This window comes from Labrenzia sp. ATLA3, from assembly GCF_057180185.1.
In genome coordinates this window covers 338,296-363,759 of the sequence record NZ_JBXUKV010000003.1, presented here as the reverse complement: position 1 = coordinate 363,759, position 25,464 = coordinate 338,296, and the positions used below count along the sequence as shown (strand labels likewise).

The 25,464-nt window shown below is 60.7% G+C and carries 14 protein-coding genes; 3 read left to right on the top strand and 11 right to left on the bottom strand.

The window, feature by feature from the left end:
- Window positions 1-11: 11 nt before the first annotated feature.
- The 4 genes from AC2A6O_RS09590 to AC2A6O_RS09575 all read right to left on the bottom strand — a co-directional run bounded on the left by AC2A6O_RS09590 (window position 12) and on the right by AC2A6O_RS09575 (window position 11,454).
- Window positions 12-6,143, bottom strand: a complete 6,132-nt coding sequence (locus tag AC2A6O_RS09590) for a VCBS domain-containing protein (protein ID WP_498927084.1) — start codon at window positions 6,141-6,143, stop codon at window positions 12-14.
- 378 nt (window positions 6,144-6,521) lie between these two features.
- Window positions 6,522-7,895, bottom strand: a complete 1,374-nt coding sequence (locus AC2A6O_RS09585; protein WP_498926612.1) for an HlyD family type I secretion periplasmic adaptor subunit — start codon at window positions 7,893-7,895, stop codon at window positions 6,522-6,524.
- The gene (locus AC2A6O_RS09580) at window positions 7,892-9,862 is read right to left on the bottom strand and encodes an ATP-binding cassette domain-containing protein (protein ID WP_498926611.1); all 1,971 of its coding nucleotides are present in this window, start codon (window positions 9,860-9,862) and stop codon (window positions 7,892-7,894) included. Before AC2A6O_RS09580 ends, AC2A6O_RS09585 begins: the two co-directional genes overlap by 4 nt.
- On the bottom strand, window positions 9,859-11,454 hold the full coding sequence (locus AC2A6O_RS09575; protein WP_498926610.1) for an ABC transporter transmembrane domain-containing protein: 1,596 nt from the start codon (window positions 11,452-11,454) through the stop codon (window positions 9,859-9,861). Before AC2A6O_RS09575 ends, AC2A6O_RS09580 begins: the two co-directional genes overlap by 4 nt.
- A 534-nt stretch (window positions 11,455-11,988) precedes the next feature.
- Here AC2A6O_RS09575 and AC2A6O_RS09570 point away from each other — a divergent pair.
- On the top strand, window positions 11,989-12,750 hold the full coding sequence (locus AC2A6O_RS09570) for a class I SAM-dependent methyltransferase (protein WP_498926609.1): 762 nt from the start codon (window positions 11,989-11,991) through the stop codon (window positions 12,748-12,750).
- A 416-nt stretch (window positions 12,751-13,166) separates the two neighbouring features.
- Here AC2A6O_RS09570 and AC2A6O_RS09565 read toward each other — a convergent pair whose 3' ends face one another.
- From AC2A6O_RS09565 to AC2A6O_RS09535, 7 genes are read right to left on the bottom strand one after another with little or no spacing between them, the layout of a single operon-like run.
- Window positions 13,167-13,799: a DUF2478 domain-containing protein gene (locus AC2A6O_RS09565; protein WP_498926608.1), complete on the bottom strand. Its 633-nt coding sequence runs from the start codon at window positions 13,797-13,799 to the stop codon at window positions 13,167-13,169.
- Window positions 13,796-15,637, bottom strand: a complete 1,842-nt coding sequence (locus AC2A6O_RS09560; protein ID WP_498926607.1) for a hypothetical protein — start codon at window positions 15,635-15,637, stop codon at window positions 13,796-13,798. The genes AC2A6O_RS09565 and AC2A6O_RS09560 overlap by 4 nt, the downstream gene beginning before the upstream one ends.
- Window positions 15,638-16,750, bottom strand: coding sequence for a P-loop NTPase (locus AC2A6O_RS09555; RefSeq protein ID WP_498926606.1), 1,113 nt, complete (start codon window positions 16,748-16,750; stop codon window positions 15,638-15,640).
- Between the two features lie 3 nt (window positions 16,751-16,753).
- Window positions 16,754-17,518 carry an ethylbenzene dehydrogenase-related protein gene (locus AC2A6O_RS09550; protein ID WP_148583185.1) on the bottom strand — a complete coding sequence of 255 codons (765 nt, stop codon included), beginning with the start codon at window positions 17,516-17,518 and terminating at the stop codon, window positions 16,754-16,756.
- An 11-nt stretch (window positions 17,519-17,529) separates the two neighbouring features.
- Window positions 17,530-18,255: a molecular chaperone TorD family protein gene (locus AC2A6O_RS09545; protein ID WP_498926605.1), complete on the bottom strand. Its 726-nt coding sequence runs from the start codon at window positions 18,253-18,255 to the stop codon at window positions 17,530-17,532.
- A 29-nt stretch (window positions 18,256-18,284) separates the two neighbouring features.
- Entirely contained in the window at window positions 18,285-19,265 is a 981-nt protein-coding gene (gene clrB, locus AC2A6O_RS09540; RefSeq protein WP_148583187.1) for a chlorate reductase subunit beta, read from the bottom strand.
- A 27-nt stretch (window positions 19,266-19,292) separates the two neighbouring features.
- Window positions 19,293-22,025, bottom strand: coding sequence for a molybdopterin-dependent oxidoreductase (locus tag AC2A6O_RS09535; RefSeq protein ID WP_498926604.1), 2,733 nt, complete (start codon window positions 22,023-22,025; stop codon window positions 19,293-19,295).
- 205 nt (window positions 22,026-22,230) lie between these two features.
- Between AC2A6O_RS09535 and AC2A6O_RS09530 the strand changes: the two genes are divergently transcribed.
- Window positions 22,231-24,606, top strand: a complete 2,376-nt coding sequence (locus tag AC2A6O_RS09530; RefSeq protein ID WP_498926603.1) for an ATP-binding protein — start codon at window positions 22,231-22,233, stop codon at window positions 24,604-24,606.
- Window positions 24,603-25,346 (top strand): response regulator transcription factor, encoded by a 744-nt coding sequence (locus AC2A6O_RS09525; protein ID WP_498926602.1) that lies wholly within the window; start codon window positions 24,603-24,605, stop codon window positions 25,344-25,346. Before AC2A6O_RS09530 ends, AC2A6O_RS09525 begins: the two co-directional genes overlap by 4 nt.
- Window positions 25,347-25,464: the final 118 nt, after the last annotated feature.

The following is a 25,464-nucleotide window of genomic DNA, read 5'->3' as shown; positions in this document are numbered from 1 at the left end:
ACTTGATAGCTTCAACCGTATTGGGACGTGTCATCATTTGGATCCGGCAAGACGGGTTCGGGGATATCCTGCGGTCCATCGTGGCCTGGCCCCGGCTCCGGGGTGGCCCCAGAGTTGTCCTCGACCTTTGCGGACAGGTCGCCAATGTCGAGCGTCGACGGATCAGGTAGATCTGCGACCGGGGTTGCCAAATCCGGATCCGCACCGGCGGCATCGAGGTAAGGGCTCAGATGAGCAGCGGGTGCCATGGCTGATGGCGCCGCGTCGTGCCCTTGTCCGATGGCGTCGAAATAGGCCGAAAGTCGCTCGATTCCACCGGCGACAGGTCCCTCTGGTGCCAGTGTTGGAGCTGTGTTGGCATCGCTGTCATCTGACCCGGCGCCGGTGTCGGTGAAGTCCATTGCAGTGCTGTCCATCTCCTGCACGTGCTCCAACGCGGTACTCGCGTCGGTCAGGTCAAGCGTGACCTCATCCGTGTCAACATCGTCCGGTGCATCGTGTTGGACGGGGGCCACCGGTGTGAACGTGATGCCCTGCAGAACCGTTTGGTCGACATGATGCCCGCTGTTGCCATGAACGCTCTGGACATCGATTTGCACCTGAACATCCGCGTCGCCGGCGGCAACGCCTTGCTGGACTATGTGGAACGTATCGACATGCTGTCCGGACGCACCCGAACTGCCGCCGTGCTTGATGACACCGGAATTCTGCTGGTAGTTGTATTCGAAGTGCCCGGTCTGGGGATCGATGATCAGCGTGCCATACTGGCCTTGCAGCGAGCTGACCGAACCGCCGTGACCGTTGTCGATGCCCCAGCCGCCGGGGGCGCAGCCACCGAATGTGCCGGTCAGATGTTGCGACCCGACCCCTTGCACGGTTGCCACACTCGGCTTCACCACCGGTGTATCGGAAGTGCCGTGGATGGCAACAGTCAATGTATGTTGCGTTCCGTCCGCAGATGTCACCACCAGAGTGTCGGTCAGAGGCGTGCTCGACGGATCAAGCGCCTGGATCACATGCTGGCTGTTGTCGGCCGTATAGGTCCAATGGCCGTGCTCGTCGATCGAAAAGCTGCCATAGCCTCCGGTCCCCTGCTGGCTCGTGACAGGCGTAAAACTGTCCTGCCCGGTGTCGACATCTGTGACAGTCAGGGTTCCGCCCGCCGTCAGGTTGCCACCAGTCAGATTGCGGTCCTCAACCACGGAAGCGCTGTCGGTCCCCGTGAACCGTGCCCCGTCATTGCTACCCGTGACAGTGATGACGAGGTTTTCGGTGTCGGTCGCCCCGGCGCTGTCGGTCACCGTCACCGGGATGGTCACCTGCTGGGTCTGGCCGGCCGCCAGGTGCTGATAGGCTGCGTGGGACGGATCGAAGTTCCAGGAACCGTCCTGGTTCATGGTGAAGCCATCGACCGGATGGCCGGCCGCATAGGTCTGGCGATCGCCATGATCGACGTCCGTGGCCGACATCTGGCCGGTGACGGTCTTTCCGTCCTCCGTGGCCGAGGCCGTCGCCGCGCTCAGGACCGGGGCATCGTTGGTGCCGTGGACAGTGATATCGATCCGGTGCGCGGTGCCATCGGCCGCATGCACCTCGTAGATCGCATGGCGTTGTTCACCCGCGGCAAGTGCCTGGATGGCGGGGTTGGTGTTGTCGACCTCGTAGCCCCACCACCCGCTGGGGAGGATGTGCAAACTGCCGCCGAAGGGGTCGGAGACCGCGTGTTCGCCCAAGCTGTTGGACTGGAAGTGATCGAAGGCGGTGCCGTCCGGATCGTGGACGGTCAGAATTCCGCTTACGCCGAGCGGATGCCCGGACGATCGTCCGACATTCCGGTCCTCGGTGATGTCGCCTGAATCCGTTCCGGTGATCACCGCCGCGTCTTGCACCGGTGCCACGTCGATATGGAGCGTCGCGACCGATGGGGCGGCCGGGCGACCTTCGCCGGGTGAGCGATCGACTGCGACCAGAGTCACCTTCAATGTGACCGGGCCGGTGAAGTCTTTCGGAGGGGTCAACTCCAGTCCCGGGAGATCCGTAACATCGACCAACCAGCTGCCGGTCCCTCCCGGATTCATGTGGCCATGGTTGAAGGTGGTACCGTGCGGGAACCCCATGATGACCACAGACTTGGACAGTGTCTCGGTCGGGTCGGTATCGACGAGCTGGGGAACAATCCCCAGCCCGATGGTCTGGTCCTCATGCGCGGCGAGCGTCGCCGTGGAAATGCTGCCCGCTGTGGCGGTGGCGCTGTCGGTCCCCTGCGTCGCCGTCACGGTGAGCGCGGGCGCGTCGATCACGCCCTTGATCTCGACTGACAACGTATGCCGCGTCCCGTCGACACTCGTCACTGTGAGCGAATCTGTCAGGCTCTGCCCACGGCCAAGCGCCTGGATCGCCTGTTGGCTGTTGTCTGCGGTGTAGGTCCAGTGGCCCTGCGCATCGAGGGAGAACGTGCCGTAGCCGCCCGAGCCCGTGGCTCCTGTCTGCGGCGTGAATGCCGCTTCGCCCGCGTCGGGGTCTGTGATGGTGAGCGTGCCACCGGCCTGCAGATCTCCCGTTGCCGAAACACCTCGGTCTTCGATAACACTTCCCGTATCAGTGCCGGTGATCACCGCCGCGTCCGGCGTCGCGCCAAGCGTGAGCGAGGCTGTCTGGGCGGTGCTTCCGCCATGGCCATCGGTCACCTGGTAGCTCAGCGTGACCGGGCCGTTGTAGTCCGGGTCCGGGGTGAAGGTGAAGCCATGCGCGGCATCGCCGCTGATCGTTCCGTGGCTTGCGGTCAGACCGGTGACGGAGAGCATATCGCCGGTGTCGATGTCGGTGGCATGGGCCAAGAGCTGCGCCGCCGAGATCTGGACGGAATGATCTTCTGTTCCTCTGCCCAGGTCGACCGGGCCGGACACAACGGGACCGTCATTGCTGCCCGTTACCGTGATGACGAGGTTTTGCGTTGAAGTCGCCCCGGCGTGGTCGGTCACCGTCACCGGGATGGTCACCTGCTGGGTCAGGCCCGCGGCGAGATGCTGATAGGCCGCGTGGGACGGATCGAAGGACCACGAACCGTCCTGGTTCATCGTGAAGCCGTCGACGGCCTGACCGACCGCGAAGGTCTTTGTGTCGCCATGATCGACGTCGGTTGCCACCATCTGGCCGGTGACGGACTTTCCGTCCTCCGTGGCAGAGGCCGTCGCTGCGCTCAGCACCGGCGCATCGTTGGTGCCGTGGACGGTGATATCGATCCGGTGCGCGGTGCCATCGGCCGCATGCACCTCGTAGATCGCATGGCGTTCTTCACCCGCGGCAAGCGCCTGGATGGCGGGGTTGGTGTTGTCGACCTCGTAGCCCCACCACCCGCTGGGGAGGATATGCAAACTGCCGCCGAAGGGGTCGGAGACCGCGTGTTCGCCCAAGCTGTTGGACTGGAAGTGATCGAAGGCGGTGCCGTCCGGATCGTGGACGGTCAGAATTCCGCTAACGCCGAGCGGATGCACGGACGATCGCCCGACATTCCGGTCCTCGGTAATGTCACCCGTGTCGGTGCCGGTGATGATGGCGGCATCCGGAGTTGCAGCCAGCGTTGTGCTTGCCCCGGTATGGGTCACTCCGCCATGAGCGTCCTTCACGTCATAGGTGAAGTTGACCTGACCGTTATAATCTTTTTCCGGTGTGTAGGTGAACGTTCCATCCTGATTGTCCCGGATCGAGCCGTGATCGACCTTGAGGCCCGAGACGGAGAGCTTGCCGGCATCATTGGCATCCACGTCCACCGTGTTCGCCAAAAGCTGTTTCATCGTCAGGGTCTGGGCGACGTCTTCCGTGCCGCTGGCCAGTTGCACTTCGGAAGAGCAATAGGGCCTGTCGTTGCTGCCATGGATCGTTATGACGATGTCATGGGCCGTGCCGTCTTTGGAATAGACCGTGATCGTGTCGGTCAGGCTCTGGCCTTCGCCCAGCTGGTCGATGGCGGTGCCGCGCGTCGTTGAATAGCCGCCGGCTGCGGTCCAGTGACCGGCATCTGCATGATAGTGCCAGGTACCATCCGCCTTCAGGGCAAGATCGCCATAGGTGCCGTGGTAGTCGTAAGCTCTATGACGCGTGTCGAACGCGTTTTCAGCGGCATCCGGGTCGGCGATGGTCAACTTGCCGTCGGCATAAAGAGGGGAATTGCCCAGCGTTGCCATGCCCGGCTGGGCATAGTCCGGCGACATGTTAGATCCTGCGGTATTCTCCGTTATGTCGCCTGTGTCCACACCTGCAATCACTGCGGCATCATCGGTTCCGGTGACCGTGATGACGAGGTTCTGTGTGTCGGTCGCGCCAGCGCTGTCGGTCACCGTCACCGGGATGGTCACCTGCTGGGTCTGGCCCGCGGCCAGGTGCTGATAGGCCGCGTGGGACGGATCGAAGGACCACGATCCGTCCTGGTTCATCGTGAAGCCGTCGACGGCCTGACCGACCGCATAGGTCTGGCGATCGCCATGATCGACGTCCGTGGCCGACATCTGGCCGGTGACGGTCTTTCCGTCCTCCGTGGCCGAGGCCGTCGCCGCGCGCAGCACTGGGGCATCGTTGGTGCCGTGGACGGTGATATCGATCCGGTGCGCGGTGCCATCGGCCGCATGCACCTCGTAGATCGCATGGCGTTCTTCACCCGCGGCAAGCGCCTGGATGGCGGGATTGGTGTTGTCGACCTCGTAGCCCCAGATACCGCCGCGGCTGATGTGCAGGCTTCCGCCGAAGGGATCGGAGACTGCGTGTTCGCCGAACTGGTTGGTTTGGAAGTGATTGAAGGCCGTGCCGTCCGGATCGTGAACGGACAGGATCCCGCCGACGGAAAGGGGATGGGCGGACGATGGTCCGACATTTCTGTCCTCGGTGACCGAGCCCGCGTCGGTGCCGGTGATGATGGCGGCATCCGGTGTTGCCGCCAGTGTCAGGGAAGCCGTCTGGGCGACTGTGCCACCGTGACTGTCCGTGACCTGATAAATCAAGGTCACAGGGCCATTGTAGTTCGGGTCCGGCGTGAAGGTGAAGCCGTGCGCTGCATCGCCGGTGATGGTCCCGTGGCTCGCGCTCAATCCTGTGACGGACAGCGTATCGCCCGTGTCGATGTCCGTGGCGTGCGCCAAAAGCTGCGCTTCGCTGATCTGGACCGCTTTGTCCTCCGTTCCGCTGCCCAGATCGACTGGTCCGGACACAACCGGGCCATCATTGCTGCCGTTGACTGTGATGACGAGGTTCTGGGTGTCGGTTGCTCCCGCGCTATCGGTGACCGTCACCGGAATGGTCAGTTGCTGTGTCTGGCCGACAGCCAGGTGCTGATAGGCCGCATGGCTGGGGTTGAACGACCACGAGCCGTCCGCATTCATCGTGAAGCCGTCGACCGGATGGCCTGCGGAAAATACTTTCGTATCGCCTGCATCGATATCCGTAGCCGACATCTGGCCGGTGACGGTTTTTCCATCCTCCGTCGCGGTGGCTGTTGCAGCCCTGAGAACCGGAGCGTCATTTGTGCCGGTAATGACAACACGCAGTTCATGTGTGGTCCCGTCCGCGCTGTGGACGGTCAATCTGTCGATCAGGCTGTCGCTCGGCTTCAGCGCCTGTATGACCGCCTGACTGTTGTCAGCGGTGTAGGTCCAGAGGCCGTTTTCATTTACCGAAAAGGCGCCATAACCGGCTGAGCCCGAAACGCCGGTCACAGCCTGGAATTTTTCTTCGCCTGCGTCGGGATCCGTGACGGTCAGAAGTCCGCCCGTCGACAGTCTACCTGCGACCACGTTGTGGTCTTCGCTCACTGAGCCGGTGTCCAGACCGGCAATGTGCGCTGCGGTTTGCGTCGCGCCGGGAATTGTTGCGCCTCCAGATCCGGGCGCGTTTGTTCCTCCTGCCGGTGGAGTGAAACCGGACGGTGTGGGTGGTGTGTGGCCGCCGCCCGGATGCAGTGTGTTCGTACCCCCTGGTGGCTGAGTACCGACGGTCGGTGGCGACTGTGGGAAGCCGCCACCTGGCGGTGGTCTGCTGCCCGTGAGCGGTTCGGGGGCGATCCCTCCACCAGACGAAGACGCTGCATGCGCTCTTGTTGGGTGAGGCGCGCCTGACACAGAGCTGGTTTGGGAGGCCGGTGATGGCGGATCCATGTCAGGGGCAGGGCGCGCGACTATGCCCGGTGCGGATACGGGAATGGCATTGGAATCCGGTAAGACACCCCGCGTTGGAGCCGGGGTAACGGGATCCAGTGGCGCGGTGGGGGCTTGGGAAAGGTTGGTTGCGTGCTCTGAGCCGGAGTGTTGCCCCTGTATCGTGCCGGCTGCGGCCGGATCTTCGGCATTGCCAGCCTGGCCATTGCTGTCGGATGGCGAAGCAGTAGAAGTTCCGTCCTTGCCTTCCTTCTGGAGAGTCCAGCCAAACCCTTCTTCGGGTTGTATCTTCCTGGGGTCCTTGATCTCCTCCGGAGTGACCTTTGAGACCTTGGGCGAAGCAGTTTTGTCCGGTTGATCAGCCATAGCGGTCTCTCCCTACCGTTCGCTCAAGGCCAGATTCAGATTCGTGTAGATCGGCTTCCATATGTATTCGAAGACGGTTTTCTTGCCGGTGAGAACATCGGCTTCTCCGGTCATGCCGGGCAGCAAGGCAAATTGTTCCGGATTGTCGCGGAAATAGGTGACCGGCACATCGACCAGGACTTCGTAATAGGCGGTACCCCGCTCATCCACGATTGTTGTCGGAGACACCTCCAGAACATTGCCCTCGAGTGCGCCGTAGCGGCTGAAATCGAAGGCGTCGATCTTGAGCCTTGCCGGCTGTCCGACAGAGACAAATCCAACGTCGCGGGGCTGCAACCGGGCGGCGAAGCGAAGGCCGACGTCACGCGGAACGATTTCGGCAACAAGGCCACCAGCTTCAATCACCCGCCCGACAACCGTATCGGGTACCGACTGAACATAGCCCGCCACCGGGCTCTTGAGTTCCGTGGCGAGCACCCTTTGGCGCAGACGCACAATTTGCTCGTCTACAACACGGTGTTCACCGTTGATTTCCGCGATCCGGTCGCGTGCGTCGGCGGCCTCGTTCAGGTCAACCCGTTCCATCGCTTCACGCAGCTCGGAGATCTCCGCTTCGATGACTGCCTTCCGACCGGAGAGGTTCGCCAGCTCGTATTCGTAGCGTGCTTCTTCCTGAACCGCCTCAACCAGCCTTGAGCGCGGAGCGAGCCCCCGGTCAACCATTCCTTGAAGCGTCGTGGACAGTTCTTTCGCAACCGCCAGCTGTCGTTCAACAGCCGGCCTCTCGTGCAGGATCGCCATGAGATCGGCGTTTTTTTCCGAAACCTGTCGCTGGATAACCTGCCGTTCGTTTTCCAAAAAGGCCTTTCTGGCGTCCAGAGCGGCTTCTTCCCGGGCAATCAACTCCCTTACGGCGGCAATATCATGGTGAGGCACAGCCTCTGCTGCTGTATCGACCTCGAGCAGGTTCACCGGAGCAAGAGCCGCACCGGAGGCTGAATGGAAATCCGGTTCGCGCTGTTCGACCAGCGCGAGAAGACGTTCCTTTTCCAGCTCAAGGGCAAGGGCCTTTGCCTGCGCTTCGCGCAGTTCGGAGCGTACTTCCTCGTGGTCGAAGATGGCGATGGTGTCGCCCCGTGCAACCACATCTCCCTTGCGCACCAGAACGGATGCCAGGGCTCCGCCATGTTCGGACTGGAGCCTTTGTACCTCGGAGACCGGTTCGACCACACCACGCGCCTTTGCAACCTCGTCGATTGGTGTCATGACCGACCAGGCAATGAAAGCCACGAGGGAGACACCGACGGCAGCGGCGGCGACATTGGTCAGTCTGACCGCCTTGCCGTCGTTCAGCTCAAACCGATCATCCGCTTTGGAGGGTTTCATAAGCTCGTCTCCTCGGACGGTGAAGGGGATTGGCCGGGGGGCGTGACAGGGCCGAAATAGGCCGTGCTGCCTTCGTCCAGAATGAGGGCATTGTCGGCAAGCTCGGCAAATGACGTGTCATGCGTCGCGAACAGGATCGTCGCCTTGCCTTTCAGAGCCGTCAGCACCTGAAGCAGGTCGGAACGGTCCCTGGTAGCGGCAGGGCCGCTGCTGTCATCGAGCAGGATCAGGTGACTTTTGGCCACGACTTCATGGGTCTCTTGGGAACGCCACATCTCGCTGTCGGAGGCTTCAAGACGAAGCAGGCAGGTGGATCGCGCCAGGTCATCCGCATCATATTGGGTCACCGATCGTCCGTTGATCGAAAGACGACCCGACTGCGGCGAAACAAGACCGGCGACCATCTTCAGGAACGTCGATTTTCCGGATCCGTTCGGGCCCATGACAATGGTGAAGCTGCCGGGAGCGCAATCGAAGGAAATGCCGGTCAGGGCCGGGTCCGCATTCTGGTCGTACTTGAAGAACAGACCCTTGCCACTGATTTCCGGCGCGCCGTTCTCCAGTCTTTCGAGCGCCGCTGGCTGCGCCTGCGGCACTCCCAGCGAAATCGACTGCTCCAGGCCCGAAACGGCCTTGCGAATGGCCTTGAGCCTCGGCATGGCCAGGAAAAAGGCCTGGGAAGGACCGGTCACGCGCCAGGTCAGCAGCATCGTGCCGATCAGCGCTCCGGCGGTGATCGTCCCGGACATGGCAAGGGCGATGCCGATACAAAGAGTTGTCAGCGCTGCGCCGGTGCCAAGCACATAGGCAAGCGATTGGAGAGCCGCGGATCGCTGTGCCTGCCTGTGTTTTGCAAAGGCTGCCCGCCGGGCGATGGATGCAAACCTGGCGAACCAGGCAGAGCCATGATCGATGCTCTGGATGTCCGCCGCCTTGTCGCTCAGTTCCGTAAGAGCTTCCACGCGTTTTGCATTCGCGTTTTCAAGCTGTGGGTCGAGGCCTTGTCTCGCTTCGCTCAAAAGCCAGCTCAGTGCAAAGAAAAGCGTAAGATAAACCGCGGGCACCACGGCCATCCAGCCTCCGACAAACGCGATTGCAAAGATCGACAACGGCACGAACGGCGCGTCAAAGATTGCCGCCGTGTTCTGGGCGGCGAACACTTCTGCGCTCAGTGAAGTTGTCTGCAATCGGGTTTGGAGCCGGTCAAAGCCAAGCCGCTGGCGGACCATTTGTGGCAGGCGCAGGATACGAGACAGCGAAATGAGCCGGGTTGTTGCAACGAGCCTCGCATATTCTGCTGCAAGGATCCGGGAACGCGTGCTTCGCAGAACCAGGATTGACAGAAGAACGACGCTTGCTCCGGTAAGAAGCGGCACCAGGCTTTGCGATGCCTGTGCGCCCAGGACCCGGTCGAAGATCGCCATGGAAAAGAACGGAATGAAAAGCGCCAGGAGGTTCAGGACGAGGGACAGAAACAGCGCCGTAACGGCAACCTTGTGTATCCGGGTCCGGATGGTCGTTGCGTGAACGGCCGCAACGGAATGCTCCGGGTCGTGGACGAAGAGCATCTTACCGGCATGGTTGATCCGGCGCACAACCTGCTCGTGGGTAAGGTTTGCGGATGAGGACGCGGTCAGACGGGTGTCCTTGCGCACGAGGGCATGGACGCCCGTCTTGTCCTGAAGCAGCAGGGCGCCATCAAGGCCGCTGCGCCAGGCAGCCGGAACTCGTGCCTCGACACTTGCGCCCACGTCGATGAGGTCGAGCACCATCGCAGCCTCGTCAAGCGTGGCAACACCGGTTTGATGTGGTGTCGCTGCAAGCAGGACGTCATGGGACCGCCGCCAACCGAGGTCGGTCAATGCGCTGTGCAGGATGCTTTCCAGGTCGGTCTCCCGTCTCGCAGTGCCTGTCTTTTCTGTGGCTGGCGTCGACTTATCCCTGGCCAGTTTGGTCTGGACGTTCATGCGGCAGCTTCCGTCTTTTGCGGCGGCAGGCAGACCAGGTCCTCGACCGTTTCAAAGTGTCGGACCAAGCCGCCGGCATCCTCGAACACGACGACGGTTGTCTCGCCCGCAAGGTCTTTCAGCAGCGCGGCAAGCAGCTCCGTGCCGCGTGCATCCAGATAGAGCGAGGGATTGCGAAGCAAAAGTAGCTTCGGCTGTCCGGACAAGGCCCGGACAATCATAAGGCGCCGAAGATGGCCGTCGGAAAGCGGAACACCGAGCCCCGGCGACAGAGGCGTTTCCAGCCCCTCCCGCAGACGGCCGATTGCAGCGTCGAGGCCAAGTCGTTCCGACAGCCAGAGTGCGCGCCCCGTTGCGTCGCTGTCAAAGGCCGTCATGTTCTCAAGTATCGTGCCGTTGAAGACAGTCAGCGCGGCATCGCAGACCGAGACGTGGCCCTGGTGTGACGGCATCGGTTCGCCATCGGTCGCGACCAGTTCCACGTTATCAAGATTTCCCGCGGTTTCTCGCCTGCCGCTCTCCACGATGCGTACAAGTTCCTGAAAGAGTAGTTTTCCCTGCTGCGCATCGGCCGGTCTGACGATCAGGCACCGGCCGGGACGCACATCATGGAGCTGGCCGTCGACCCGAAAGCGCAGCCCGACAGCCTCCTTGCCCTTGCGCGACGCGAGATCCAGGGCGGACGTCGACGGCAGCGAAAGCAGGTCCTCTATGGTTCTGAATGCGGACGCTGAGACCCTGTGCCGCGCCATCGCGCTGATGAGGCCAAGCAGGCCGGCGACGCCTCTTTGACCGAGAATGAGGCAAGCTGCGAGCCCGCCGGTTGTCATGTCGCCTGCGAGGACAACAAGCGACCCGACCCCGAGAACCAGGACCGTCGTTGCAAGCCCGCCGGTCTGGCTCAGGTTGAGCGCGGCAGCCAGGTTGCTTTCAATGACTTCCTGCGCTGCGGCCTTTTGTTTTTCGTAATGGCGCAATTCGCCGGCGAAATCTCCCAGATCCCCCCGCTCGACAATCCGGTCGATCCGCTCCCGATCATTCATGATCAGGGATGTCTGGTCCGCGGATGCCTCGAACAGTCTCACGCCGGCGCGTGCTTGTCTGAAGCCGGCGTAGAGCGCGAGGGCACCAAAAACGAGAAGCACCGCCAGCGGTCCGAAAACCGTGGGGCCCCCCAGGAACCAGACCAATACAAGAAACGTGACGGCGAAGGGCGCGTCGAAAAGCGCGAGCGTCGACTGACCCACGAGAACATCGTTGGATCTGTTGATGGCCGTAAACAGTTCGCGAATGCGCCCCGGGCTGAAACCGGCGAGCTTTTTCGCGTCGATCGTCAGCAGCTTTTCAGCAGTCTTCAGGGAGAGCTCGTATTCCGCCTTGGCTGCAAGGCGCCCGAGAATGGCGGCGCGTGCGTATTTGACCAGTCCATCCATGAGAATGGCGAGGGCCACGGCCGTAAAGATGACGATTGCAGTTCCAACAGCCTGATTGGCAAGGATCCGGTCATAGACCTGAATGAGTGCCAGCGGAAGGGCAAGCGCCAGGACGTTGGAGATCAGTGAGAGGGCAATCAACCAGAGTCGCGTGGTCATGAAGAACTACTTCCGTGACAGGGGGCGCGGCAATCCTGAATTCGAGTTCTGCAGCAGCAACAATATCCGTAAACTGCACAACTAGGTCTCTTTTGTGAAATTTAACTTAATGTAACTCTAGAATCAAATACATGTATAAAAATGCCAATATATAAAAATACTTAATTCATCAGGTGTAATATGAAAAATTAGGTGTAAGTTCTTTGAATGCGCCGCATCAAAAACTCGAATTTCTTTAAAGTCCTAAAAGCACTGTAGGAGCCCTGTGACGCCATGCATCTACACAAATGCCCGCATTTTCAACGCACACACCAATGCCGAATGTCTGCTTCCAGCCCAAAGCCGACATTCACTCAGCTCCTCTTCGCAGCGAAGCAAGCCTTTAAAGCGGCCATTCGTAACATCCACAAAGAACAATCTCCGCTCACATGCCAACCATGCGGACACTCAGTGCACAATTCCTGAAAGTCGGTTACAGAGCGATATTACCAGTAGAACGTTTCGCTCTGCCTGCCAGAGCTCTAGAATGTAGTAATGGATGAATTGTACCACGCCTCCAATCTCGTGGCTGTCTACGACACGCTGAACGACGAGCGCGAAGATTTCGACTTCTACCTATCCCAGCTCTTAGCCCCACCGGCGAAGGTCGCCGACCTCGGTTGCGGGACCGGCACCTTCGCGATCGAACTTGCTCACCTTGGATACCAGGTCGTCGGTATCGAGCCTGCGAGGCCGATGCTCGCCAGAGCCCGTATCAAGGGCGGAGACGCCGTCTGCTGGATCGAAGGGACGATAGCGGACGTCCCGGAAACTGAACGGTTCAACGCCATCATCATGACCGGCCATGCATTCCAGTGTCTCCTTCGGGACACGGACGTTGAGAACCTTTTTAGCGAAGTAGGCCGGCGGCTAGCCCCCGGCGGGGCCTTCCTGTTTGAGACCCGTAACCCTGCGGCGCGCGCCTGGGATCGTTGGACCCCCGAGCAAGCAGGCGCGCCGAGGCGGTTGCCGGACGGCCGATTGGTGCGGGTTGTTCACGAGGTCGAGCGCGCCGAGGGCGAATTGGTCACCTTCCTCGAGAGTTACGAGTTGGGCAATCCCACCGAGCGTTTGCACTCGCGTAGCACGCTGCGGTTCATGGCCGCCGAGCGGGTTATAGAGTTGGCGAAGTCACGGGGCCTCGCCGTTGAATACGTTTGGGGGACGTGGGCAGGCGATCCGTTCGACCCAACGCACAGCCCAGAAATCATTTTCCGGCTTATTTCGGCCTCGGAGGGAATCGACGGGGTTACTTAATGCTGGCCACATAGGTGCGCTGAACTGAATCGATTCGAATGTTGCAGAGAGCCCTTGCCAGCTTTCTAAGTTCTCCGCTGAGCGAGGTCAGCTCCATACGGAACACTATGCAATAATCGCAATCTAGATCGACCAAGCCGACACTTAATAACCTCATAGAAAGCTGAAAATTGGTGCCAATATGCGTTTAGTTTCGGCCCTAACCGGTCATTCACGCGCTAACATTCTGCTGCGGCGTAGTCCGCCGAAGCGGTCATTCGCTGCGTTGCAGAAGACGGGTGGCAGCCAGATGCCGGCAGTGCGGACGTTTCGGGCATTTGCCAAATCATGTTCAGCGTCCGATTTTCAAGATGTGGCTCACGCGCAGTGATCAAGTGTGAAACTGCGGCGAAGGGTGTTGACCTTTGGACAGCTTGTCACGGTGTGCTGTTGGTGGGGGGAACATTCTGGACGGTGTCCAAATGAGCGCGGCTACTTGGCCAAGGGGTCTGCCGGCAGGTCAGGTACCAGTTGACCAGCGTAGTTTCGCACGCTTCCAGCCGCACCTGCAGTCCGGCTGAGAACTGGTCAAATGCCTCCTGGTTCAGCACGTTCACGCAGGTGAGAACAGGCACGCCAAGAGCGATGGCCTCTCCAATCACTGTGCGAAAGCCTGCGCCGGAGGCCTCTTGTTTGCCGAACTTGTTGACGATCAGCAGATCCGCATCCGGACCGAAAGATGCACCAACGCTGGCGACGGCTATCTCCAGGGCACCGCTGTCCAGCCGGCACCCGCGCGCGCCAAGGCCGAGGCTTTGCGACACCCGGACCTCCGATCCCTCCGGAAGGATTCTGATGTCCATGTCGCAGCGCTGCCCGTCGCGCCTTTCGCGGTTGACCTGAACGATGCCGTACACCCGGATGCCCGCCGCGATCAGGCGATCGGCGACATTGCTCAAGACCCTGTCGCCACCACCGCGCCCCTGGGACTGGATGTATCCCAACAGGGGCGGCTGGACCTGGGTTGCCTCTGAGGTCGAGCACTTCGGTTCTCGCGTAAACGGTGTCATTTAGCGTCTCGGAACAGGATTGTCCCGCCATCGCCCGCAGCGAAATACCGGCCCGCGCCATCCACTGCGATCGCCCGCAAGCCGGCCGTTGTGCCGGTCGGGTCCATATGCCAGCGATGGCCGTCGAAACGCGCCGCTGCGCCTGCGGCGCCAACGGCCACCACGTCGGTCTCGGTCCCGGTCAGTGCCAAGAGGTCGTTGCGCGCCCGCGCCGGGGTGATATGCCATCGAGACCCGTCGAAATGGCCGATTGTGCCGGATAATCCGACAACAAAAACATCGCTCAGAGACCGCCCCCAGACGTCGAAAAGGAAATGTTCGGTTCCGGCGTTAAACTCGTCCCAGCGCTTGCCGTTCCACCGCATGACCTGGCCGAAATCCCCGACGGCCAGCAGATGCTCCGCATCGATACCCCACACGCCATAAAGCGCGCTCTTGGTGCCGGATGGCATACGCTCCCAATCCACGCCCGTCCAATGCAGTACAAGCCCCTCGTCGCCGACGGCAAAGATCTGTCCGCGGCCATCGGACCACATCGACAACAGCGTGATGTCCATGAACAGGTCGAAATGCTTGCGCCAGGCCGTGCCATCGAAATGGTGAATTTCGCCCAACTGACCCGCAGCCAGCAATCCGCCATCCGGGGCGCGCGCCAGGTCGTGAATTCCAAGCGCGCCTGCCGGCGGCAGCGCCTCCCATTTGCCGCGATCATGGGCCAGCACGGTCCCCTCCTCGCCGCAGGCAAACAGCATGTCCTGCTCGGGATCGTGCCAGATGCCCCAAAGCTGGCGGTCGGTACCGCTCTGCATCGCGGACCAGTTCGCCGGCTCCTCGCCGGGCCGGATGGCGGGTGCGAAACAGCTCAGCGCCGCGCTGCCGCCCACCAAAAGACTGCCATAATCGCCGACCGCCATCACATCACCTGACGGCAGGTCGACCAGGCCCAGGAGATCGTGCCCTGTGCCGCTTTGCAGGCGGTCGATATGGTCGTCGCGTAACAGATGGATTTGTCCTGCATCCCCAAGCGCCACAAGGCCTTTGCCGGTCCGCCCCAAGGCCCGGAAGCGGCTAAACTCCGTGTCGGTGAAAAGCTTTTCGAACGTCTCACCATCCCACATGACAAGATCGCCGCGAAACCCGTTCGCCTGTATGAAATAGCGGCCTCCGGCCAGTAAAACGCGCCCGTCAGGCAAGGCCATTGCGGCAGTGAAATTGGAGCCCACCGGGCAGTCCAGTGCGTGCCATGTGCCCTCGACATCGCGCATCAGCACCGTGCCATCGCCGCCAGCGGCCATCACACGCCCATCGTCGAGGCGGATCACCGCGCGCAAATGAGCGTGCGTGCCAGCGTTCTCGACCGTCCAATCAGCCCCGTCGAAATGAAGGATCATGCCGCGATCACCAACGGCCCACGCCTGTCCGTCCGCGCCGCCGCAAATGGCGAACAGTGGGGTATTCTCCTCAACGGAGGCATATTTTCCGCCCGCGTCGACCACGCAGCCACGCATTTGGCTCCAGATCTCTCCGTCATGGTGCAGGATCAATCCCATCCAACCGACGGCCCACAGGTTTGCCCGATCTGTGCCCCAAAGCGCATGGATCGGCACGGGTGCCGGACAGGGCAGCCGGACCCAGTCTTCACCATCGAAGTGGTTGATCGCCCCGTGATCGCCGACAACGAACAGGCCGGTTTCGTCGGCCCACCCATCCCAGAACACGTCGTCGGGGCCCGCGGAAAGGCCGTCAACCGAATACCAACCCGGTGCTGCCTCGGGGCGTGCCCCGAACTGGCCGAGGAAAAATCCCCGACGCGAAACCCTTTCAACTGATCCGTGCATCTATCCGTCATCCTCCGCCGGTTGCGTGGCCTGTTTAAGTCTGGCGGCCTCCTGGTTCAGTAGTTCCGAGAGCCCGACGCCTAGCGCGTCGTTTTCAGGCAATGCCGCCAACGCCGCCTGCAGGTCCGCGTCGTTCAGATTTTCGGCAAACACATCTTGCATTGTTGCGGCGACCGCCTGGTGAAAACCCTCACGCCCAAGCGCGGCGACCGCTTCGATCATCGGAGCAAAGGCGCGCGCCACCGCGGTGTCGGGCATCGCGGTCACGACCGGCTCCCCGCGGTCTGATCCCAGCGCGAGATCGGGCGAAAGGGGGATTTCGGCGATCTTGTCGATGTCGAGTTGGCCCAACGCCTCGCTAACGCCCGCATCGGGAAACAGATGAAATTCTTCGTGGCAATGCGGGCATTCCACTCCGGCCATGTTCACCACGGCTCCGACAACTGGCAGGCCCCGCTCGCGGCAAAACCGCCCGGCCTTGAGGCTGTCCATTTGTGCCACTGCCTGTGGCGACGTCACCAGAACTGCCGACACGTTGCTGCCTTCAAGCATGTCGCACAGCGTGATCAGCTCGTTGCCGGTGCCCGGGGGCATGTCGACCACCAGAAAGTCCAGAGATCCCCAATCGAAGCTGCCGATGAGATGGTGGATGAAATCATGTTTGTAGGCGTCTCGCCAGACGATCGGAGTGGTGTCGTCTTCGAGCATGAAGGCCAGTGATCCGACCTCGACCGGATGTGCGATCTCTGCGGCTTGGAAGCCATGGGTCTGCAATCCCGCTGGCGTGGTGCGGATCTTGGCGCCTGCAAAACCGAAAAACCGGCTTTGATTAGGCCCGTGGATATCTGCATCGGCCACGCCTACGCGAAATCCTTCTCGCGCCAGCCCGGCGGCCAGATTGGCACTGACCGTGCTTTTGCCAACCCCGCCCTTGTTGGCCAGCACGACGATGATCTGGTCGATCTCCTGCAGCCGGTTCTCGATCAGAACCTTGTTGTGATACGGCTTGTCGAGCGTGCAGCTGTCTTCTTTCGGGCAGAACTGGCAGGCGTGACCCAGTCCGCAATCGGTCTTGGGGCCACTTGCCTTTTCTTCAGGGGTCAGGAAATCCATGGCTTATTCCGATGCCATGTCGAGAAGGATCCAGCCGTCCGATACGCGCTTGAACCCGTCGCGCTCTTTCTCGGCTCCCTGCCAGACGGCGAAGGCCATGGGCACCATGTCCCGGTCCAGCGACACATTGTGATCGCCATCCGCCTCGATCGGGCGCGACATCACGACCGTCCATTGGTTCGGATCGCCGTCATTGTCGGAATATTGGCTTTCGCCGCTGACCGGCTGTTCGTCGAGGATCGTGGTGCTGCCGGGGCTGCCCGCCGCAAGGTTTTGCACCTCGCCCTTGTCGGAGCGCCAGTACCAGATATTCACCGGGCTGTCGGGGCCGTCTCCCATTATGTAGGATGTCTCGTCATCCCCCATGGAAAACTGCACCGCGACGCCATCCCGGAACCGGTCAAACGCCGTTTCGGTATCTTTCGTGTCATCCACCCAGCGCAGCCGCACATAGAACCGATCCGACGTCTTGGCCAATGTCACGTTGAGATAGCTTGCCTCGGTATCGTAATTGACCCTGAGCTCCACCGATTGATGCACCGCCGGGGCCGGTAACATGGCAACGCGATATTCGGGCAGGCGTTGCCAGATGATGTCGTCCGGGTCGTTGACGTTGCGCAGGTAGATGCCGTCGGGAATGGTCGAAACTTTTACAGTTTCATAGGCCTCGATCAGTTTGATATTCGCATCTTCCACGGCTTGGGCGACAGACAGAGACGGAGTCGAAAGCATGGCCAATGCGGTCAGGGTCACGATCGTTCTTTGCATGGTGGGTCTCCTTATCCCCAGAGGTTTTGTGCCGCCGACTCGGCGGGGCCGCTGCTGGTTTTGGGCGCATCGGGGTCGTGAAACGGACCGACCCGGACCTCCAGTTCGTTGATCTGGACCGCGGCCCAGGCGCTGATGTCCTGCACGAGCTGACCGATCGTGGGGTCCAGCAACTCGACCGGATTCCGCCGCAGCAATCCGGCGACGGCCTCCAGCGTTGGACCGAGATGGCGGCACAGGAAATCGCGCTGCGCACGGCGATAGCCCGAGGCATCCTTGCCCTTGGCCAGCGCGGTCGCCTCGAAGTGGCAAAGCACCGCCATCAGTTCCAGCATGCTGGCAAGATGATCGGGCTCGTCGGTCTTGCCTTCGTCGCCGGTCGCCGCCTTCAAGCCGAAATGCTTGTAGAAGGCCGCGACATTCAGCATGAAGGAGGGCCGGGTCAGGCCCGCGAGAATGTGCTCATGCTCTCCGGCCAGCAGGGCGGCAACAGGCTTGCCCCGATCGCCGTGCAGGAAGGCGGTGATATAGCCCGCCTCGAAACTGGCGAAATCCGGCGAGACGGGCATGGCGGGCCAGGGCGCACCGGTCGTATCCGCCCAGGCGTCGCTGAAGGCCTCGTGAAACTGCCCCGAAGCCACGGCGTCGAAAAACTCCTTGGACGGATGCCCGAAGGCCAGCGCTGCCAGGCGCCAGACGCGTTCCTTCGCCCGTGCCCTTTGCGGGCTGTCGCCCATCGGAGGGCGTGATGATACCGCGACCGACATCAGCTTAGCTTGAACATTTCGGCGTGACGATAGCCGATCAGCGTGTCCATCAACTCGCTCTCGCCGCCCTCGGCCTTCTTGGCGCGTTCGGCGGTGATCGTTTCCAGTGCCGCGCTGACCCCGTCACCGAACAGGCTTTCGAGATAGTCCAGCGGAACGCGGGATTCGGCGGTTGCGCCTCCGGCCTCATCGATTTTCGGCGGCGACAGGGGCGGCACGTAGAAGACGTTGGGTTGTGTCCCCATCTCGGGGTAGAGCGGCAAGGCGACTTTGTATTTGTCTACCAGCGTGTGGATCGGCCCGTCCTTGTCGTCGCGATAGCCAATCCAGCGGATCCGGCCGACGCATTGCTTGGCACAGGCGGTTGGCAGGCCCTTCTCGATGCGCGGATAGCAGAAGATGCATTTCTCGGATTTCGAGATCTGCTCGTTGAAATAGACCTTCTTGTAGGGGCAGGCTGAGACGCAATAGCGATATCCACGGCAGCGCTCCTGGTCTATCAGGACGATCCCGTCTTCCTGACGCTTGTAGATCGCGTTGCGCGAACAGGCGGCCAGACAGGCAGGATTTGCGCAGTGATTGCACAGCCTCGGCAGGTAGAAATAGTATGAGTTCGGATAGTCGCCCTCACCCTCGTCCTCGTCCCAGTTCGCCCCCCATGTCGGTTTGACATTGGGGCGCAGCCACGGGTCCGTGCCGGTCATAAGGGCTTCTTCGTAATTGTACTCCCAGGGAATGCCATAGTCCTCGGCGCTGGGTTCTTTTCCCAGGCGTAAAGCGCCGTCCTCGTCGAACCCGCCGCCCATCTCGTGAAAGTTCTTCGGATACCCGGTGCCGGGTCTGGTCTCGACATTGTTCCAGTACATGTATTCCCGACCGTTGCGGTTGGTCCATTGCAGTTTGCATGCGGATGTACACGTGTGGCACCCGATGCATTTGTTCAAATCCAGAACCATGCTCAGCTGACGTTTCACGGCCATGTCTTATTCCTCCCTCTCACGCGGCTCTTAAGCCGGCTCCACGTCAACGCCGCTTTCATGCGCGAGCTGGTTTGCATTCCATTTGAAAAGCTTGAAGCCCAGGTGCCCCCATCCGCCCGCCAGTTCCAAAGGCTGGATCAGCGTGGCCATGGTGTTGTTCATCGGTTTCCACTGCTCGTATTGATGCGGCTCCCACCCGTGCTCCATCATGATCGAGGTTAGCGGCAGGCTGGGATAGAACTTAGCCTGCGCGAAAAACTCGCCCGCGCTGTTGAAAACCCGCACCTTCGAGCCGTCCGTGATGCCCTTTTGCGCCGCCAGTTTCGGGTTGATGTAGATGTTGGGTTCGCCCCGCTGCAGCCGCAGCATGAACTTGTTCGACCGCCAGTTGGAATGGATGCCCCATCGCGTGTGCGGCGAGTAGTAGTTCAGCGGGAAGTTCGATGCTTCACTGCCTGCGTGATGCCGCGCAGTGGGCACCATCGCGCCCAGCTTCTCGAATGTCGGGTGGTCGCAATAGAAGGTAACACGCCCAGTGAGGGTGTCGTACGGCTTCTTGTTCTCGGTCTGTGCCACGAACGGGCGATAGGGTTCGTCCACCGGGATCGGCTGGTTGTTGCCCCCCTTGGCATTCATCACGATAAAGCCCCGTTCGGCGGCCTCTTCCAGAGAGACGCCGCCCATTTCGGGGCTGTTGTCCACGAGCCACTTGGTGGCGTCGTAGTCGGTCAGGAGCGTTTGGTTCATGGTGTAGTCGTCATGGATCGTATGCAGATCGCGGGTGACGTCGCCATCCTGGTACCCCTCGATCCCGCGTGCGATGGCCCGCTCCTGGATCTTGCGGGTCAGCAACTCCATGATGTCCCAGTCCGGCTTCGCTTCGCCGATCGGTTCGACCGGCCTGGAGAACACGTTGATGAAGCGGTGGAAGCCGACCCCGCGCAGATCCCAGGCCTCGTAGTGGCTGGCGGCGGGCAACAGGTAGTCGGCCCACTGCGCCGTGCTGTCCATGCGCACGTTGATGTCGACGAAAAGCTCCTCGACCTCTTCAAGGATGCGCTCGCGGTACTTGTCGACGAACTTGTTGCGCCGGAATTTGTTGTCCGCGATCGAGATCAGCCCCTTCATATCGCCGTTGTAGGGCATCCACCCTTCGCCGATACTCTCGTTGATCATCTCTTCCATCTCGTCGATGTTGAACCCGACGCGCTCTTTCAACTTGTCCGCGTCGTAATATTTGCGCGCGTGTTCGATCATGTGGCCGCGCTGGAATTCGCCCAGACCGCCGGGCTCCAGCCTTGGTAGCTTTTCGAACCCGTAAAGCGCCAGTTGCAGCCATGCGCCATGGTTCCAGTCGACCCAGGAAGTGTCCATCCCGCCGGTCTTGCCGCCATGCCCGGTCAGCGCCAGCATCAGCGCCTGCGCCCAACCGGTGTAGATGCCGTTGGAATAGCGCCCGACATTGAAGCCCAGCATCAGGATCGCCTTTTTCGCCTTGGAAAAATGACGCGCCTCGCCCCGCACGGTGTCGGCGGCGATGCCGGTGATTTTCGCCGTGGATTCGGGCGTGTAATTCGCCGCTTCGGCGCGAACTTTTTCAAAGACCGTGGTGACCTCGATCCCCTCGACCGTGAAGGTGCCTTCAAGCGCCGGATCGACGCCATCAAGCGCGATGGTCTTCTCCTCCGACGCCATCGTGCCCCTGAGCATCACGGGGGCACCGGTGTTCAGGTCCCAGTGATAGAAGTTCTGGTCCGAGCCGCCATCGACCAGGTCGGCTTCGCGCAGCAGCTTGCCGTTATCGGTGCGGACCAGAACCGGTAGGTCGGTCTGTTCCTTGACAAAATCGGGTTTGTAGAGGCCCTCCTCGATGATCACATTGACCATCGACATTGCCAGGAACGGGTCAGTGCCCTGTTTGATCGGCATCCACAGATCGGAGTGGATCGACGACGGGTTGTAATCCGGCGCCACCGAGACGATGCGGGCGCCGTTGTACTTGGCCTCCCACAGGTAATGCGCGTCGGGGATCCGTGTCACACTGGGGTTCAACATCGACATCATGATATAGTCGGCGTCGAACCAGCCATCCGAGGTGAAGCTTTCCAGCGGGTTGCCATAGGCCAGATGCGCGCCGGTGTTCAGGTCGCCCACATCGGTGAAGATATCCAGCTGCACGCCGCCGACCAGCGAGGCAAAACGATAGGGCGCCGCAAACCGGACCATCGACTGGCTGCCCGACCCGGTATGGGTCATCAGCTTTCCGGGTCCGTATTTCTCGAAGATGTCGATCACCTTGTCGGCAATCTCTTCGGTGATATCGTCCCACTCCATGCGCTGCCATTTGCCCTCGCCGCGCTCGCCCACCCGTTTCATGGGGTAGCGCAGGCGATCGGCCTCATACATGGCTGCGGAATGGATCGAGCCCTTCTGACAGCCGCGGGGGTTGGCGTCGGGGACGTTGGGGTTGATTTGCGGATACTTCGCCAACTGCTCCTCGCGGATGACGATGCCGTCCTTGACGTAAATATCAAAAGCGCAATTGCCGATGCAGTTGATGCAATGCGCCGCCTTGCCGATCTTGTCCCAGGTGAATTCCCGGCGATAGAGATCTTCCCAATCGCGATAGGGATATTCCTCGGCCAGAGTATCTCCGATGGGTTCAAGCCTGTTCAAGGACCATGCCTTGTTCGCGGCTAAAACGCCGGCACCGGCAAGTGATGACGTTTTCAGGAACTCACGACGCTTCATGCGCAGCATGTTCATCCTCCCTATGTCTACGCGCCCAGTTCTGTGGGTTGATTATTGAAAGACAGGATAGAGGAGGAGCCGCCGCCAAAGGCTGCAAAGTTGTTACTGGATGTAAACGAGATGTAAACAAACAACGTCACGGGTTTGCGAAAACAGGATTTAGTGGTCTTATTGCGATCAAGCGTTGCTTCTTGGGGAGGGCCTACGGGTCAAGATGCAGATGCCGACAGACATGCAAGCAGACACGCCGCCCGGATTCGGACGCAACAGTAGTAACGATGCGCTGACAGACTTTCTGCAACAGCGCCTCGACCGCTTGGTCGATCAATCCATCGAGATCGCCAAATCAAACGGCTACGCGCCCTTCACCACGACGATCCGCGCCGCATGGGTTGAGGCGATTGTCAGTGTCACCAATGCCCTTGGGACGTATCTTGCCAGCAGCGACGATGCGCCGAACGGTCCTATCGCGACGCTTGATTATGCGTCGGATCCACGATTTTCCCGCATGCGCCTCATCGCCCGGATGCATCGATCTCAAGGCATTACGCTCCAGATGTATCTCGGCTTGTTCAAGCACTTCCGAAACCTCTACGTGTCCGAACTTGCCCGGTTACCCGGCGGCGTGACCGCCCAGGAAGCGTCCCGTGTTCGTGATTTCTTCGACCACTGCGAGCTCAGTATCAGCGCGGACTGGCACGACAACAACGACAACCGGCGCCTACGTGAACTGCAGGAGCGTTCCCGCGCCATCACGCTGGACAAGGACCGGTATTTCGCCGTTTTTGAAAGCCTGCGGAATGCTGCATTTCTTCTGGATCACGGGGGCAATCTGGTGAATGCGAACCAGGCGGCCGCGGGATTGTTTCTTGGCCGCGACGCGCAGGCTGGCGATATCATCTATCTTCGTTCCATGCGGCGTCGCAAAAGTTCGCTGCAGGCGGTCATCGACAAGATCATGGAAAACACCGAAGCGTCGGAAGACCCGGTTTGGCTGGACACGCTGGACGGACCGCGCTGTTTCGATGTCCGCACTCGCACACTGCACGATGCGGTAGAGAATACCGCACTGGGTCATGTGGTCCTGTTGAACGACGTCACTGCGCACATGCGCGATGCAGAGGAAGCCAAGCAGTCAGAGCGCGGTATGTCACGGTTTCTGGCAACGATGAGCCACGAAATACGCACCCCCCTGCACAGTGTGCTGGGCGCAGTTGAACTTTTGCGCACTGCGGATCAAGCCACTTCGGAAACCTTTCTCGACGTGATCGAAGGTGCGGGGAAGGCTTTGCTGCAGACCCTCAACAACGTGCTGAATTACTCAAAATTCGAAAATGATCCGCCCGTGCCGCGCCCGACAGACACGGATCTGTTCGAAGAAATTCGTGTCTACAGCCGGATAGCCATCATCGGTCGAAACGTCGCCCGGACACCGCTTGAGTTCGACATTGGCGTCGATGTTCCAAAATCGGCGTATGTCGACTGGGGCATGATCCAGCAGGTTCTAAGCAATTTGGTGTCGAATGCGCAAAAGGCGGATAACGGCGAAGGGGTCGCCGTTGCAATCCGGCGCATTGCAGCCGAAGCTGGCAGGGAAGCTCTGCGTTTCGAGGTACGCGATCATGGGCCGGGCTTGCCAGAGCATGCCGCGACAGCCCTGTTCCGGCCCTTCGAGAACACCACCGCGCGCGATACCGGCAATGGCGGTTCAGGTTTGGGATTGGCGATCTCGCACCATCTGGTCGACGCCATGGCGGGCCGGATCGGGTATGAAAACCTCGAGAAGGGCGCATTGGTGTGGTTCGAAGTGCCGCTTTTCCATGCCGAAACCCTGGATCCGACCGGCCCGCGATCTCAGAGCCATACGACCGGCAAATTGCCGAACGCACAGTCCTGCATGCTGGTCGATGACGATCCTATCGGCGCCAATGTGACTGCCCACCAATTGGAACGTATCGGACTGAAGGTCACCCGCGCTGCATCCGTCAAGGAGGCAAAGCATCATGCAGCTGAAGCCGAGTTTGACGTCTATGTGGTCGATTACCTTTTGCCCGATGGCGATGGTCCGACACTGATTCAATATCTGCAAGAGCGGACGAGCCGGCAGGCCAAGTTCCTGGCGTTAACGGCCAATGTCGATGCGCTGGTCGGGCGATCGACAGGGTTTGACGAGGTTCTCGCCAAACCGGCCGGTCAGGTCAGCCTTTCGTCGGCCATTTTCGGATTGGGTCCGCGAAGCTTTTCAACCGGTCCGACAGGCCACGAGGAACCCGAGAGTCTGCAGGGTCTCGCGCCCGGAACCGTCCAAGCGATGATCGACGTGTTCGCATCCAACTGGTCGGACTTTCGCCGGCAATTGCGGGCCGCCGATACCCCACGGCGTGTGCTGACATTGTCCGCGCACCGGCTTGCCGGTAGTAGCGCGATCCTGGCGTTGCCGGAATTGGAATCCGCCCTGCGCAATCTCGAAGCCGACGGCAACGACAAAGACAAGCCCGTCAATCTGGCTGCACATCGTTCTCTGCTCGACCGGGATCTGGCGGAAATTCCGTCCTGGCGACGGCTGAATGCGGCATGGGCTGCGGAATGACCAGCCCGACGCATCATGTCCGTCCACGGTCAGAGGCCAAGAGAGCCTCTGTTCTTTGCATCGATGACGACCCGATTGTGCAGCTGATGCTCGAGGATATCATCGCCGGCGCCGGTGCCGACTTTGTCATTGTCGGATCAGCGCGCGAGGCCGAAGACGTCCTGGCAGACACCCATTTCGATCTGGTCCTACTCGACCGGTGCCTGCCGGACAGTGACGGCCTTTTGTTGCTGAACGCGATCAAAAGCGGAAGTGACTGCCCGGTCATAATTCTCAGCACGATGGATGAATCGCGAGACAAGATTCTCGGGATCGGACTCGGCGCCACCGAATATGTGACCAAACCGTTTAATACACTTGAACTGAGCAGCCGAATAAAGCAATTGCTGATAGCTCATTCCAATGAAGACACCCTAGCTGAGTACGGTGTTTTCGAGATCGCCGGTATGACATTCGACCCGCGCAGCCGCAGGCTCGATACCGACGGCCACCATCTTATTCTGGCACCTGCCGAAACGCGACTGCTGCATACCCTCCTGTTGAACGAAGGACAGATGCAAACGCGGGATCAGCTGTCACAATTCACCTGCGGGCGCAATTGGTCCCCGGGCGACCGCACCATCGACGTGCTGATAAACCGCCTTCGCGGCCGTATCCGTTCGCTCCCGGTTGAGATCGTGACGGTTCATCGCGCGGGTTATATCCTTGTTGCCAAAGGTAAAGAGGCCCCGGAGAAATAGCCGGATTCGGCAAGCAGCGCGTCATTCTCAGCGCACGAACACCGCAAAGCGGTCATTCATTGCATTTGCGAAGACGGATGGCAGCCAGTTACCAGCGGCGCGGACAATGATGCCCTAC